The sequence below is a fragment of the Geobacillus sp. C56-T2 genome, assembly GCF_007829715.1.
GTDB lineage: Bacteria > Bacillota > Bacilli > Bacillales > Anoxybacillaceae > Geobacillus > Geobacillus icigianus.
Genome location: NZ_VJWB01000001.1, coordinates 2051606 through 2064905 on the forward strand (window position 1 = coordinate 2051606; position 13300 = coordinate 2064905).

The following is a 13300-nucleotide window of genomic DNA, read 5'->3' on the forward strand; positions in this document are numbered from 1 at the left end:
TAGACTTTGCTTAGAGAATTTCTTCCCCTACCTTCTTTCCATATTCAAATACGCATGTAGTTGATGACTTGTCCATCTATCCATTATAGAAACAACGATCACCATGAATTCTGTCGATTACCAAAACGTTAATCTTCTTTTTCTTCCGGATCGAGATAAAGAAATCATTTGCACTACAAAATTCCAAACTGCTCATCACGCAAATCGGTGATAAACATATGGCCTGGAGCATGAGTAATCATAATTTCCGGCTTTACTTCCATCGCAACAGCCTGAGGTGTAACCCCACAAGCCCAGAACACAGGGATTTCTCCCTCATGTATTGTGACCGGATCACCAAAATCAGGTTGATGAATGTTCTTGATTCCTATCTGTTCCGGGTCACCAATATGAATAGGAGCCCCATGAACAGATGGAAAACGACTTGTGACTTGGACTGCCCTTACCACGTCCTTACGAGGGATGGGGCGCATACTTACAACCATAGGCCCTTCAAATCTTCCTGCTTTTACACATGGAATATTCGTTTTATACATCGGAACATTCCGGCTTTCTTCAATATGGCGAACGGGGATTCCATTATTCATTAGAGCATGCTCAAACGTAAAACTGCACCCTATTAGAAAACCGACCATTTCTTCATTCCAAAGATCAATAATGTCTGTTCTCTCTTCCGTTAGTGCGCCATTTCGATAAATCCTGTATTTCGGCAAATCCACACGTAAATCTGCGTTCGGTGCCACCAGGTTTGGAACCCATGATCCTGGCTCCGTCACATCCAATACCGGACAAGGCTTCGGATTGCGTTGGCAAAATAGGAGAAAATCAAACGCTAATTCTTTTGGCAAAACAACTAGGTTAGCTTGTGTATATCCGTTTGCCACTCCTGCCGTCGGTTTTATCCATTCGTTATTTCGTATCATCCACCGAGCCTCTGTTGGGTTTATTGATGCAACAGAAAACACCTTATCCTCTCCCCCTTAGATTCTATTTGCCGCTTCCCTTCGAGTAAGCACATGTGACCGAATATCCTACGTAGTTATTAAGGATGATGCTCTTACCCTCATTTATCCACTTTTCCTCTCAAAATACACATGCAACCGATACTCACAAATTTCTTTCGTCCAGTTGTACAAGATTTCTTCGTGTTCATGTGCGATGGAAAATTGGAGCGCAAACACATTGTTTGCAAAGGAGATCAGTCCCCTTGAACTGCCGCTCCATTTCGTCATCGGCATGCGGGCGACCAGTTTGCTCACCTTTTCCTCGTCGTACTCCCAAAGTCGTTTCGTTTCCCCATCGGAAAAATCGATGCGCTTCCGGTATTCTTTTTCTATTAAATACTGGTGAAAAAACGGTGCCGCTTGTTGCGGAGTGATGGGCTCATGCCAACCCGAAGGCCCACGCTCGAGCATGGCTTTTAAGACAACCATTTTATAACTTTTCGACATTACCGTCCGCTCAACCTCAACAAGCCACGGTTCATGCTTAAGAAACACTTCCTTCTCTAAATCCGACAGCTCCCCGGCCCAATATAAAAAGCCGACATAAGAGTTGAACTCTTGTTTGTACTCCGCCGCTTCACTTCGGCTATGAAGATGCAATTCCAAATACGTTGGTCGTCTGCCCAACTCCTGCTTAAGCTGTCTGTAATCGGCCAGCAGCCGTTCTTTGCGCGGTTGGCGTTTTTTCTGCATCTCCTCGAGAAGATGGATGGCCTGAACATCAAGATGCAGTTCGCACGCTTCCGGAACCGTTGGCACAACGAATTCCCTCGCCTTTTTCCTCGTTTCGCCCCGCTGTGCATCAAACAGGCGCAGTTTGACATCAGCATTGCGGTAGTTTCCGATTAAATCAATAATCACGCAGTAGTCCTTGCCCTCATACAGCCGCAAGCCACGCCCGACTTGCTGGGTGAAGACGGTCAACGATTCCGTCGGCCGCACGAACAAAAGGGTATCAACAGAAGGAATATCGACCCCTTCATTGAACAAGTCGACGGTGAAGATAGCGTCCAGTTCACGGTGTTCCAACATGGCAATGGCCTGTTGGCGCGGGATGTCTGTTTGCTTCGAGTGAAGACTGATCGTCCGGTAGCCATGGCGGCGGAAATATTCACACAAGAAATCGGCTTGCCGAATCGATGAACAAAAAACAAGTGTTCTTGTTTTCTTATATTGCTCCCATGCTCGCAAAATGTTTTCCGCCATCTCCTCGCGAAGCTGCGCTTGAAGCAATTCTTTCTCATCATAGCGGCTGCCGAGCCATTTGATTTGCGAATAATCGGTGTCATCGTACACACCATAATAGCGAAACGGCGCAAGCCAACCGCGCTGCACTGCTTCAATAAAGTCTATGCGGTAGGCAACGTTTCCATCGCAAATCGCGTACACATCTTTATTGTCGTTCCGATCTGGGGTGGCGGTGATGCCAAGCAAAAACTCCGGCCGGAAATAGTGAAGGACGCGCTCATATGAGCGAGCCGCCGCATGGTGGAACTCGTCGACAATAATCAAGTCAAATGAGTCAGGACGAAACGAAAGCAAATGTTTTTTCATGCTCAGCGTAAAGATCGAGGCAAACACCATATCCGCATTTCCGTCTTTTTGATTGCCGTCGTATATACCCGCCGTTCGATCCGGGATCACACGTTCGAACGATTGTTTTGCCTGACGAAGAATCTCCTCGCGATGGGCGATGAACAGCACTCGCGAAAAACGGCGGGCAAAAAAAGCGGCCAAGTATGTTTTTCCCAACCCGGTCGCCATGACAACCATGGCTTTATCGTATCCTTCTTCATAGGCCGCTTCCAACCGCTCCAATGCCTCAACTTGGGCAAAGCGCGGCTGAATCGTTCCATAGGGCGCCGTCGTTTCATGAACAACATCGGCCTTGTCCGCCGTCTCTCCATCTTGCTTCTTTTCCGTTTCCGACGGAAGCATTAACTCGATTTCCTCTGTCTTAGCCCACGTACGAGATAAGTTGGGATGGCGTTGGTGATTATCTTGATACTGTTTTTCGTAGTCAGCGATCGTTTCGGCGTTGACCGGCACCGTTTCGGGAGCGTAAAACAGCTTTAAAAACTGCTCCATCGCTTCGGCAAATACATCTTCATCAACACTTTTATCCAGCCCCACATTCCACTCGATGCCGTCTGTGAGAGCTGAATGAGATAAATTAGAAGACCCGATGATAAAGTAGCCTTGTTTGCTGTCCTCAAACAGATAAGCCTTCGGATGAAACGAAATCCCATCACTTCTAAACAGACGCACCTCGATGTCAGGATGAATCGAAATCAGTTCACGCAGCGCTTCCGGCTGGGTGACAAACAAGTAATCACCGATACAAATTTTGATGTCTGCCCCCCGCTCTGCCGCTACCCGCAAACTGTCCTTCAATAGACGGACCCCGGATTTCATGGCAAACGACGTCAATATGTATATCGTCGATGAGCGGCCTATTTGTTCCTGCAGCTTGTCAATGAGCCGCCGTGAAATCAACTCGACTTTACCCATCATGAACCTCGACTAAAAAAATTTTTTCACGGAAGCCCCCGCGTTCTTCTGCTTTTTTCGCCCGGATTTGTTCCACTTGTTCGATCGAAGCGCCATGACATGCGGCTAAGGCATGAATGATTTCCAACACATCCGCAAGCTCTTCGAGGGCGGCCTCGCCGGTCGCTGCCTGAACATACTCCTCAAGCTCTTCAAACGCTTTCTTCTGCAGTTCTTTCTTATATTCTTCCTCATTGAGTATGCGAGTGGTGAACGTTTTTCCGGCTTGTTCGATAATGGCTGGGATGCGGTCGCGAACGAGTTTATTGTATATCGGCATATCTACTCCTCCATCTACGAGACTATACTATTATTTTACAAAATATCGCCTTTTTTTCATAGAAAGAACAAGCAGAAGGCCCTTTTTCTAAGGACTATTGTTTCTGGCTAAATAAAACTGTTATCAATCGTCACAAAATAACTAAACCAAAAGACTCACATACTCCCCCCTCCTCCGTGCCATACTAAAGAAAAATCGACATGATTCGTGCTTGGAGGCTTGTATGGAATGCCTCATTCTTTGGCTGCTTGTAGCGGTCGGCACCGGGTTGCTTTTGTTCAGTTTCCGCTTGTTGTCGTTGCGGGAAGTGTCAATCTCCTTTCTGCTCAATGCGTATGCGGCGAGTTTTTTCGGTGCGATCGTGGCTGGGGCCGGGCTGCTCGAGTATCCGGTCCGTTTTTTTGCCGCTTATACGGACAATAGTGTCATTTTTGAATATCTTCTCTATCCGGTCGTTAGCGTATATGTGTATGCGACATCAAGGCGTTCGCGCAGGTTGGGCGTGGCGGCGCAATGTGCGGGGTATGCGGCGGTGTTGACGGGGGTAGAGGTAGTATTTGAGCGGTATACGGATTTGATTGAGTACCACCGCTGGACATGGGTGTACTCCTTCGTGACGATGTTTTTCTTAACGCTCGCCGTTCGGCTGCTTGCGGGGCGGGTGGTGGGGAAGACGGAGAAGTAGGCATGTCTACTTTTCCTTTGAAGCGCTATACATATACTATAGCCTATCCGAAAGGGGACAAGAATCGTGGTGCTGTTTGACGTGAAACACCGATTGTACTATGAAGCGATCAATTCGGCGCGCCCGAAAATGGCGCCGGTTCGCCAGGACCGGGCGTGGGGGTATGTCTGGAAAACCGTGAACGGGGAGCCGGTGAAGTTTTGGATCGATTTTCGCCGCGGGCGGTATATGTACTTTGAATACGGCCAGAAGTGGTATCGGGTCGCGTATTTGCAGGCGAATGAACGGGAGTCGGGACACGATGTGCTCGATGGGGCGATGATCGATTTGACCGTCGATGGGCATCGGCTTCTGTTCATGAAAGGGCGCATCCGCCGCCAAGCGGCGCTTGCTGTGTAAGATGCAGGGCTGACGCACTTGCTGGATCATGGGGACACTGAAGCTGCCAGCGAATCCTTGTCCCTCTCTTTCTTCGTCTTGGATACGATGCACATGATGCTTAGAAAGACAGGGAAAAACCACCGTTTCCCCTTCATACAACGGCTTGCGGATATGGAGCGGTCTCTCCATCTGGCGACAAAGTACGGACAAAAACAGCCTAGTTGAAGATGATTTGACACCAAGCCGCACATACTAACCAATAAACCAAGCCATTATAGGAGACGATGAACGGATGGACCGAATCCATTTGTGGGGGTTGCTTGTTGTTGGCATCATTCTACTATTTTTCAGCTTGCGAACCCCGCCCATCAAAGACAAAATTTTAGTGTTTCTGTTAAAAGCGTACTTTTCCTCGTTTTTTGGCGTTATTGTTGTGGAAGCCAAGCTGTTAGAGTACCCTGTCCGTTTTTTAGGCAAATATTTTGAAGCGAGCATTCTTTTTGAATACTTTCTTTATCCGACCGTTTGTGTTTATTTTTACCAAACTTCGTACCATTCCCGCCTGCCTGGAATTATTGTCCAGTGCGTATTGTATACGTCGGCGCTGACAACCGTTGAGGTGCTTTACGAAAAGTACACGAATTTGATTGAATACCATCGATGGACGTGGATGCATTCGTTTGCTAGCCTCTTTCTTGTCTCGTTTTCCGTTCGGATGCTGATGGAACTTATTCATAAGTGGGGACAATCGACAGGCTAGTGGATGCCAAGCTTTCAAATGGAGAAACAAAGATCGGCGGCAAAGAGCCCCTCGCTCCTTGCCGCCTCCTTTTTTATGCCCACCACATCTCGGGCAGTTCTTCCTTAAACTGCACGTGCTTGAGGAGCGCCACCGCTTTGGACAGCCCTTCGTCGATCGAGGCGAGCATGTCTTCATGCTCGATGGAGAGCACATAGTCATAGCCGACGGCGCGCAAGGCGCTGACGATGTCGCGCCACCGTTTTTCACTTTGCCCGTAGCCGACGGTGCGGAACACCCACGAGCGGTCAAGAATTTGGCTGTAATGTTTCGTATCCAGCACGCCGTTTTTGCGGATGTTCACTTCGTCCAAGTACGTATCTTTCGCATGGACGTGGAAAATCGCTTTTTCGCGGCCGAGCAGTTTAATCGCTTCAACCGGGTCGATGCCTTGCCAAAGGAGATGGCTCGGATCGAAGTTGGCGCCGATCGCTTCGCCGACGTGCTCGCGCAGTTTGAGGAGCGTTTCCGGGTTGTAGACGACAAAGCCCGGATGCATTTCAAAGGCGATTTGATGAATGCCGTGCTCCTTGGCGAACGCCGCTTCTTCGCGCCAGTACGGGATGACGACTTCGTCCCATTGCCATTTTAAAATGTCCAAGTAGTCCGGCGGCCAGGAGCACGTGACCCAGTTCGGGTATTTGGCGCCAGGATGGTCGCCCGGGCAGCCGGAGAAGGCGTTGATGACCGGGACTTCGAGCTGCTCGGCGAGTTTCACTGTTTTCCGCCACGTGTCATGCGATTGTTTCGCAAACGCTTTGTCCGGATGGAGCGGGTTGCCATGGCAGCTGAGCGCGCTGATGATAAGTCCGCGGTCGTGAACCGCTTTTTTCAACGCCTTGATTTTGTCCGGCTGGTCTAACAGGTCATCCGGATCGCAATGGGCGCTGCCCGGGTAATTGCCGGTGCCGAGCTCGACGGCCTCAATGCCCATCGCGGCCACTTTGTCGAGCATGTCTTCAAACGGCAGCTGTTGATACAAGACGGTAAATACGCCTACTTTCATTGATGTTTCTCCCCCTTCTTGCGGTGTAGGGCCGGTCAGTCAGCGGCCGGCCCCACCGTGTCGTTTTGTTTTGGCGCGCCGTTCGCGCCCGTGCCGGCCGCGCTGACGCTGTTTATTCCGCCACCCGCACCCATTGTTTCGTCCGGTGGCTTTCCAAAATGGCGTCAACGATCGTCATCGTATGATGGCCGTCGGCGATCGTCGCAAACGGCAGCTCGCCGAGCGCCTCGCCTCGTTGCTTCCGGCTGATGGCGCTGTAAAAGTCTAAGAACAAGTTTTTCAGCCCGTCCGGCCAGCCCTCTTCATGGCCGCCCGGGTAATGAGCGAGCGAGGCGGCACGCGGCGACAAGAGCGCCGGGTCGCGGACGACTTCTTCGTTCGGGCCGTTGCGGCGCCCGACCCAGAGGCGGTTCGGGTGCTCCTGATCCCAGGCGAGCGTCATGGCATCGGCGGCGATTTCAAAATAGAGCCGGTTTTTCCGGCCGGCGCTCACTTGGGAAATCGTGAATGCGCCGTGGGTGCCGTCGTCAAAATGGACGAGCACGCTGCCGCCGTCTTCCGTATCAATCTGGACCGGTTCGGCGTCTTGAGCGCGTCCGGATGTGAACGTGCTTCCTTCCTGCTTCGGCTTGTAGCGAACCGGATGGACGGTGCGCAAATCGGCGAACACTTCGACGATGCGTTTGCCGAGCACGTATTGCACTGTGTCGCACCAGTGCGAGCCGATGTCGGCGATGGCGCGCGACGGGCCGTTTTGCGCCGGGTCGAGCCGCCAGTTGTAGTCGGTGTCATAAAGCAGCCAGTCTTGCACATAGCCGCCATAGACGAAATGGACGCGCTTCGCTTCGCGGGCGAGCCGCTCTTTCGCCTCAGCGACAAGCGGATAATGGCGGTAGTTGAAGCAGACAGCGCTCAAACCTGTGCTTTTTTCCGCCAGTTGTTTCAGTTCGGCCGACTGCTCGCTGTCCATGGCGAGCGGCTTTTCCGACAACAAATGTTTCCCCGCCTCGAGCACGGCCTTGTTGATCGGAAAATGCAAGACGTTGCGCGTGCAGTTATGGACCGCTTCCACGTCCGGGTCGTCAATCAGCGCCCGGTAGTCGCCGTACGCTTTCGGAATCCCGAACCGGCGCGCGGCTTCCTCCGCTTTTTCTTGGCTGCTTGAGGCGATGGCGACAATGTTCACCAACGGCAGGCGGCGGAGCGCCTCGATATGGGACGAGGCGGAAAAGCCGGTGCCGATGATGCCGACGTTGATCGGTTTCATCGCGCTGTTCCCCCTTGTTTCGCTTTGATCGGTTCCAGCGGCTTGACGTTGCCGAAGACGATTTCCCCGCGGTTGACCGGCGCGGCCCAGCGGACGGCGTTGGCGATCACTTTCAGCACGTCCGGGTGATGGTACGTCGGGTATGTTTCATGGCCAGGACGGAAGTAGAAAATTTTCCCTTTCCCGCGTGTGAACGTGCAGCCGCTGCGGAACACTTCGCCGCCTTCAAACCAGCTGATGAAAATCGTTTCGTCCGGCTCCGGAATGTCGAAAAACTCGCCGTACATTTCTTCTTCTTCGAGCTCGATGTACGGCCCGATCCCTTCGACGATCGGGTGGCCCGGGGCGACGACCCAAAGCCGCTCTTTTTCATCCGCCTCACGCCATTTTAAATTGCATGTCGTTCCCATCAGCTTTTTGAAAATTTTCGAGAAATGGCCGGAATGAAGGACGATGAGTCCCATTCCTTCGAGCACGCGGCGATGGATGCGTTCGACTACTTCGTCTTTCACTTCATCATGAGCGATATGTCCCCACCAGACGAGAACGTCGCACCGGTCGAGCACCTCATCGGTCAAGCCGTGCTCCGGTTCGTCGAGCACAGCGGTCGCTGTGTCAAACCCCGCTTCAGCCAGGTAGCCCGCGATGGCGGCATGCATCCCATCCGGATAAATCGCCCTTACCTTTTCATTTTTCTTTTCATGGCGAAATTCGTTCCAGACGACGACGCGGATTGGTGTTGTCATATGTTCGTTCCCCCTCGATTGGATTTCGGCTTGCCGCGGCAAGCAAAAAGCAGTGGATCTTTACCATTCAATGCGGACTTGCCGCCCTTGTTCGGACGAGGCATAAATCGCTTCTAACACTTTGGCGATCGTGAGCCCTTGTTCCGCCGTGCAAAGCGGCGCCGTCTTCTCCGTGATGCTTGTGACGAAATGGTCAAGCAGTGCCACCCGTTCGCCTTGATCGTCAAAATGGAGGATGACATCAGCCGGGACGCCGTGCTCATGGCGGAACCATTTCACTTCTTGGCGGTTTCCGGCCACATTCCACTCCCAGCGCACGCCGCCTTCCGTGCCGAGAAACTCGACATACGCCCGCTCCTCTTCGATGTGCGACGCCCAGCTCGTCTCAAGGAGCACGGTTGCGTCGTTTTCCAGCTGGATGAACGCCGAAGCAAAATCTTCGACCGTATACGCAGCGTTCGGCGCAAACGATGTCCCCGGCCATGCCCCTTGGTGGCGCGGGCCGAATTTGGCGTACGTTTTCCCCGTCACCGCGACCGGATTCGGGTTTCCAAGCAGCCAAAGTGTAACATCAAGCATATGAACGCCTAAGTCGATGAGCGGGCCGCCTCCGGAGCGCTCGCGGTCAAAAAACCACGCCCCCCACGCCGGAATGCCCTGGCGGCGCACCCAGCCCGTTTTCGCATAATAAATCTCGCCGAACGCGCCTTCTGCGATGCGTTTATGGAGCCATTGCGCCGCCTGGCGGAACCGGTTGTTCAGCGAGACCATAAACTGTTTCCCCGATTCATCACGGGCGCGGATGATGGCATCCGCTTCTTCCGCTTTCGTTACCATCGGCTTTTCGCAAAGAACGTGTTTTCCGGCCCGCAAGCTGTCGACCGCCACTTGGGCGTGCAAAAAGTTCGGCACGGTAATGATGACGGCATCGACATCCGGTGAGGCGAGCAGCTCTGTATAGTCGCGGTACACGTCGCGGATGCCGTATGCTTCTGCTTTTTCCGCGGCTGCTTGTTCATTGACATCGCAAATAGCCTGCAATACGACACGCTCTGGGAGCTTGAGCGCCGCTTTGATATGTTCTTTTGAAATCCCCCCAGCCCCGATCAATCCGAGGCGGATTGGACGTGCGTGTTCCATATCGATTTCCCCCTTGCGTTCACTTGTTTTCGCGCAACCTGCTTCTACGTCGCCTCTATGTTTGAAGCAACGCACTCCGCGATGTAATCGATTACATCACATTCACAAAAAACGGGCCTACTCCCCTGCCGCCAGGGAAGGGAGCGCTTCCATCAAACCGGGCGCTTCCCCCCGGACGAATCCCGAATGACGAGGCGGTCAGGCAACACAAACTGGCGGCGCTCGACACTGTTCCCTTCAATTAGCTGAAGCAAAAGCTCCATCGCTTTTTGGCCGATTTCAAACATCGGCTGGGCGATCGTCGTGAGGCTCGGTTCAAAAATCGAGGCCATTTGAATATCGTCAAACCCGACGACAGCGACATCATCCGGAACACGGCCGCCGCGATGGCGAACCGCCTTGATCGCCCCAATGGCCATCTCATCGTTGGCGGCGAAAATCGCCGTCGGTGGCTCTTCGAGAGCGAGCAGCTTCAATGTGACATTATAGCCGGATTCATAAGTGAAATCGCCTTCCTGCACGAGCGCTGGATCGGCATCGATGTCATGCTGCGCCAATGCTTGGTAGTAGCCGCGCAGCCGATCGCGGCTCAAAATGATGTTCATCGGCCCGGATAGGTGGGCGATGCGGCGATGGCCAAGGCGAATCAAATGTTCTGTCGCCTTGCGGGCGCTGCTGATGTTGTCGATCGACACGGTCGGGATGTCCGTCCCTTCCAAATACTCGCACGCGAGGACGATCGGAAACTGCCTCGCCATCTCTTCCATCAGCTCTTTGCGGATGCGGGCGGTCAAAAATATCATCCCGTCGACTTGCCGCTGCGGCAGCACATTTAAATATTGCTCCTCAAGCCGGGCATCGTTTTGCGTATCGCCAAGCAGCACTTGATAGCCGTGCTCGAGAGCGACCGCTTCGATGCCGCGCAACACTTTCGAGAAAAACGGATTCGTAATATCGGGCACAACGACGAGCACCGTTTCCGTTTCCATGCGGCGCAAATACCGGCCGAGCACGTTCGGCTGATAGTTGAGCGCTTCGATCGCCTCAAGCACGCGCTTTCTCGTCTCCTCCGTGACGTTGCCGGCATTGCGCAATACGCGCGACACGGTTGCCGTCGATACGTTCGCCCGTTTCGCTACGTCTTTTATGCTTGCCATAGATGAGATCCTCTCAGTTATGTAATCGATTACATTCCCATCGTATATGAAGTTCAGTACCGTTGTCAAGTCCTCTTTTCGTATGAATAAAAATCTGTGATAGTTACTCCCTGTGAAGGAATGAGTGGCCAGCATCACAATCTTTTAGTTGGCAACGATTGATAAACACCTAGTTTGGCGATGATCGTTGAAATCAATCGCTTTCCTTAGCTTTACCCACAGCTTGCTTTTTTACAAGAAAGTCAAGCGATTCAGCACCAAAAGCGCCCCTACCCGAACGCAGGGGCGCCTATGGATTCGGATTGATTATTAATCAAGCGCCTGGCGCGCTCGGTCTTGCAGCATTTTCACTCCGGCCAGTGAGATCAAGCCCATGACGACGATATAGAAGGAGATGGCCGTTGCACTGCCGTATTTATGCAGCAGCCACGTGCTCACGAGCGGTGCCGGGCCGCCGGCGATGATCGATGCCAACTGGTAGCCGAGCGAAGCGCCGCTGTAGCGCAGGCGCGTCGGGAAGTTTTCAGCGATCATGGCTGCCTGCGGGCCATACAGCATACCGTGGAACACCATGGCAATGATCGTCGCCAACATGATCAGACCTACGCTTTTTGTGTTGACGAGCCAATAATACGGGAACGCCCAAAGCATAAGCAAAATGACGCCTGTCATATAGACGCGCCGCCGCCCCCACCGGTCGGATAAATGGCCGGAATACACAATGGAAAGCGCATTGATAATGGCCGCAATAATCGTCGCATTGACGAAAATGCTTTTGTCCATTTTCAAAAATGTCGTTCCGTAGCTGACGATAAACGTAACAAAAATATAGAACGACCCGTTTTCGATCACCCGTGCGAGCGCGGACCAAAGAATTTCACGCGGATGTTTGGCGAGAACCTCGCCGACCGGCATCTTGCTCGTTTCTTGTTTTTTCATCGCTTCTTGGAACAGCGGCGATTCGAGCACTTTCAGCCGGATATATAGGCCGACGGCAATCAACAGGAAACTAAGCAGAAACGGAACACGCCACCCCCACGCATAAAAGCTGTCACCGCCAGCCGCGAGCATTAATGTCGTCACGAGCGAAGAGGACAACAGCCCAAACGGCACGCCCATTTGCGGCAGCGAAGCCATCAATCCGCGCCGTTTTCCTTCTTCCCACTCCATCGCAATCAAAATGGCGCCGCCCCATTCTCCGCCGACTCCGATGCCTTGAATGAGACGGAGTATGGTCACCAAGACTGGGGCCCATAAGCCGATTTGTTCGTACGTTGGCATCAAACCGATCAACGCCGTCGCCAGCCCCATCAACAACAAAGTGGCGACCAACGTCGCCTTCCGGCCGATTTTATCGCCGAAATGGCCGAAAATCGCAGCCCCGACCGGCCGAGCAACAAACCCTAAGGCGAACGTTGTAAATGACTGCATAAGCGCTACGTACGGGTCGCTTTGCGGGAAAAAGAGCTGCGGAAACACAAGCGCGGCCATCGTCCCGTAAAGGAAGAAATCATACCATTCAATCGTCGTGCCGACCACACTCGAAATCACAGCCCGCCTTTTTTGGCGTTTTAATTCCGCCGCATCCATCGTCGTTGTCACTGCTGCCAACACCCCTTTCATCATATGTGAAACCGCGGAAAAACGAATGAATAATAGCTGAAGCAGCTCTAGCCGATTACCCTTTAATGTTAGCGCTTACAAAAACCATCTTTCTCTTTCACGACGGCTTCCAAAGCAGCGCCCCGACCGCTGTTCACCTCTTTCCTTCCCGCGCCACAAGCACATGCACAACCGCATCGATGACCGTCTCACCGCGTTGGTTGACGACTTGTTGATGCACCGTGACAAGCCCCGCTGTCCCGCCCCGCTCAGTCAACTGCCTCACTTCCGATTCAACGTAAATCGTATCGCCGATTTTCACCGGGCGGACGAAGCGGAGCGCGTCGATGCCGTAAAAAGCGAGCACACATCCCGGCTCCATCACCCATAGCCCAGTCGCTGCCGACATTGTCAGCATCCCGTGGGCGATCCGTTCGCCAAACCGTGTCTGCCTCGCATATTCTCGGTCCGTATGCAGCGGATAAAAATCACCGGAAACGCCGGCAAACTGCACAATATCGGCCTCGGTAATCGTCCGCCCACGCGACCGATAGCGCTCGCCTACGGCATACCCTTCAAAAGGTCGGTCAAAACGCAATGAAATCCCCCTTTCGTTTCATGTTCAAAAAGAGTGAACCCCTTCCCACCCCCTTTCAAGCAACGGAAGAACGATTCACCGATCA

13 protein-coding genes are annotated in these 13300 nt (G+C 52.7%); 3 read left to right on the forward strand and 10 right to left on the reverse strand.

Annotated features, from left to right (window positions below; genetic code table 11):
* Window positions 1–173: 173 nt before the first annotated feature.
* The 3 genes from GC56T2_RS10190 to GC56T2_RS10200 all read right to left on the reverse strand — a co-directional run bounded on the left by GC56T2_RS10190 (window position 174) and on the right by GC56T2_RS10200 (window position 3834).
* Window positions 174–965 carry a putative hydro-lyase gene (locus GC56T2_RS10190; protein WP_144974941.1) on the reverse strand — a complete coding sequence of 264 codons (792 nt, stop codon included), beginning with the start codon at window positions 963–965 and terminating at the stop codon, window positions 174–176.
* A gap of 102 nt (window positions 966–1067) precedes the next feature.
* Complete coding sequence (locus tag GC56T2_RS10195) at window positions 1068–3515, reverse strand: DEAD/DEAH box helicase family protein (protein ID WP_144974943.1); 2448 nt, start codon at window positions 3513–3515, stop codon at window positions 1068–1070.
* Window positions 3508–3834, reverse strand: coding sequence for a nucleoside triphosphate pyrophosphohydrolase (locus GC56T2_RS10200; protein ID WP_144974945.1), 327 nt, complete (start codon window positions 3832–3834; stop codon window positions 3508–3510). The genes GC56T2_RS10195 and GC56T2_RS10200 overlap by 8 nt, the downstream gene beginning before the upstream one ends.
* A 223-nt stretch (window positions 3835–4057) precedes the next feature.
* Here GC56T2_RS10200 and GC56T2_RS10205 point away from each other — a divergent pair, with 223 nt between their 5' ends.
* The 3 genes from GC56T2_RS10205 (at window position 4058) to GC56T2_RS10215 (ending at window position 5660) form a co-directional block, all read left to right on the forward strand.
* Entirely contained in the window at window positions 4058–4519 is a 462-nt protein-coding gene (locus GC56T2_RS10205; protein WP_144974947.1) for a CBO0543 family protein, read from the forward strand.
* A gap of 66 nt (window positions 4520–4585) precedes the next feature.
* Window positions 4586–4918: a hypothetical protein gene (locus GC56T2_RS10210; RefSeq protein WP_144974949.1), complete on the forward strand. Its 333-nt coding sequence runs from the start codon at window positions 4586–4588 to the stop codon at window positions 4916–4918.
* Window positions 4919–5192: 274 nt separating this feature from the next.
* Window positions 5193–5660 (forward strand): CBO0543 family protein, encoded by a 468-nt coding sequence (locus GC56T2_RS10215; RefSeq protein ID WP_144974951.1) that lies wholly within the window; start codon window positions 5193–5195, stop codon window positions 5658–5660.
* A gap of 73 nt (window positions 5661–5733) precedes the next feature.
* Here GC56T2_RS10215 and GC56T2_RS10220 read toward each other — a convergent pair whose 3' ends face one another.
* From GC56T2_RS10220 to GC56T2_RS10250, 7 genes are all read right to left on the reverse strand, one after another.
* Window positions 5734–6705 carry a sugar phosphate isomerase/epimerase family protein gene (locus tag GC56T2_RS10220; RefSeq protein ID WP_144974953.1) on the reverse strand — a complete coding sequence of 324 codons (972 nt, stop codon included), beginning with the start codon at window positions 6703–6705 and terminating at the stop codon, window positions 5734–5736.
* A 112-nt stretch (window positions 6706–6817) separates the two neighbouring features.
* Window positions 6818–7972, reverse strand: coding sequence for a Gfo/Idh/MocA family protein (locus GC56T2_RS10225; protein ID WP_144974955.1), 1155 nt, complete (start codon window positions 7970–7972; stop codon window positions 6818–6820).
* Window positions 7969–8718: a ThuA domain-containing protein gene (locus GC56T2_RS10230; protein ID WP_144974957.1), complete on the reverse strand. Its 750-nt coding sequence runs from the start codon at window positions 8716–8718 to the stop codon at window positions 7969–7971. The genes GC56T2_RS10225 and GC56T2_RS10230 overlap by 4 nt, the downstream gene beginning before the upstream one ends.
* 60 nt (window positions 8719–8778) lie before the next feature.
* Window positions 8779–9858 carry a Gfo/Idh/MocA family protein gene (locus GC56T2_RS10235; RefSeq protein WP_144974959.1) on the reverse strand — a complete coding sequence of 360 codons (1080 nt, stop codon included), beginning with the start codon at window positions 9856–9858 and terminating at the stop codon, window positions 8779–8781.
* A gap of 152 nt (window positions 9859–10010) precedes the next feature.
* The gene (locus GC56T2_RS10240) at window positions 10011–11015 is read right to left on the reverse strand and encodes a LacI family DNA-binding transcriptional regulator (protein WP_144974961.1); all 1005 of its coding nucleotides are present in this window, start codon (window positions 11013–11015) and stop codon (window positions 10011–10013) included.
* 309 nt (window positions 11016–11324) lie between these two features.
* Window positions 11325–12638: an MFS transporter gene (locus GC56T2_RS10245; RefSeq protein WP_144977239.1), complete on the reverse strand. Its 1314-nt coding sequence runs from the start codon at window positions 12636–12638 to the stop codon at window positions 11325–11327.
* Window positions 12639–12771: 133 nt separating this feature from the next.
* Window positions 12772–13215: a MaoC/PaaZ C-terminal domain-containing protein gene (locus GC56T2_RS10250; RefSeq protein WP_144974963.1), complete on the reverse strand. Its 444-nt coding sequence runs from the start codon at window positions 13213–13215 to the stop codon at window positions 12772–12774.
* Window positions 13216–13300 lie beyond the last annotated feature (85 nt).

What these genes read in the sequence shown, in the direction of transcription:
- GC56T2_RS10195 (WP_144974943.1), bottom strand. Translation starts at nt 3,515, where the DNA reads ATGGGTAAAGTCGAGTTGATTTCACGGCGGCTCATTGACAAGCTGCAG.
- GC56T2_RS10200 (WP_144974945.1), bottom strand. Translation starts at nt 3,834, where the DNA reads ATGCCGATATACAATAAACTCGTTCGCGACCGCATCCCAGCCATTATC.
- GC56T2_RS10205 (WP_144974947.1), top strand. Translation starts at nt 4,058, where the DNA reads ATGGAATGCCTCATTCTTTGGCTGCTTGTAGCGGTCGGCACCGGGTTG.
- GC56T2_RS10215 (WP_144974951.1), top strand. Translation starts at nt 5,193, where the DNA reads ATGGACCGAATCCATTTGTGGGGGTTGCTTGTTGTTGGCATCATTCTA.
- GC56T2_RS10220 (WP_144974953.1), bottom strand. Translation starts at nt 6,705, where the DNA reads ATGAAAGTAGGCGTATTTACCGTCTTGTATCAACAGCTGCCGTTTGAA.
- GC56T2_RS10225 (WP_144974955.1), bottom strand. Translation starts at nt 7,972, where the DNA reads ATGAAACCGATCAACGTCGGCATCATCGGCACCGGCTTTTCCGCCTCG.
- GC56T2_RS10230 (WP_144974957.1), bottom strand. Translation starts at nt 8,718, where the DNA reads ATGACAACACCAATCCGCGTCGTCGTCTGGAACGAATTTCGCCATGAA.
- GC56T2_RS10235 (WP_144974959.1), bottom strand. Translation starts at nt 9,858, where the DNA reads ATGGAACACGCACGTCCAATCCGCCTCGGATTGATCGGGGCTGGGGGG.
- GC56T2_RS10240 (WP_144974961.1), bottom strand. Translation starts at nt 11,015, where the DNA reads ATGGCAAGCATAAAAGACGTAGCGAAACGGGCGAACGTATCGACGGCA.
- GC56T2_RS10245 (WP_144977239.1), bottom strand. Translation starts at nt 12,638, where the DNA reads ATGAAAGGGGTGTTGGCAGCAGTGACAACGACGATGGATGCGGCGGAA.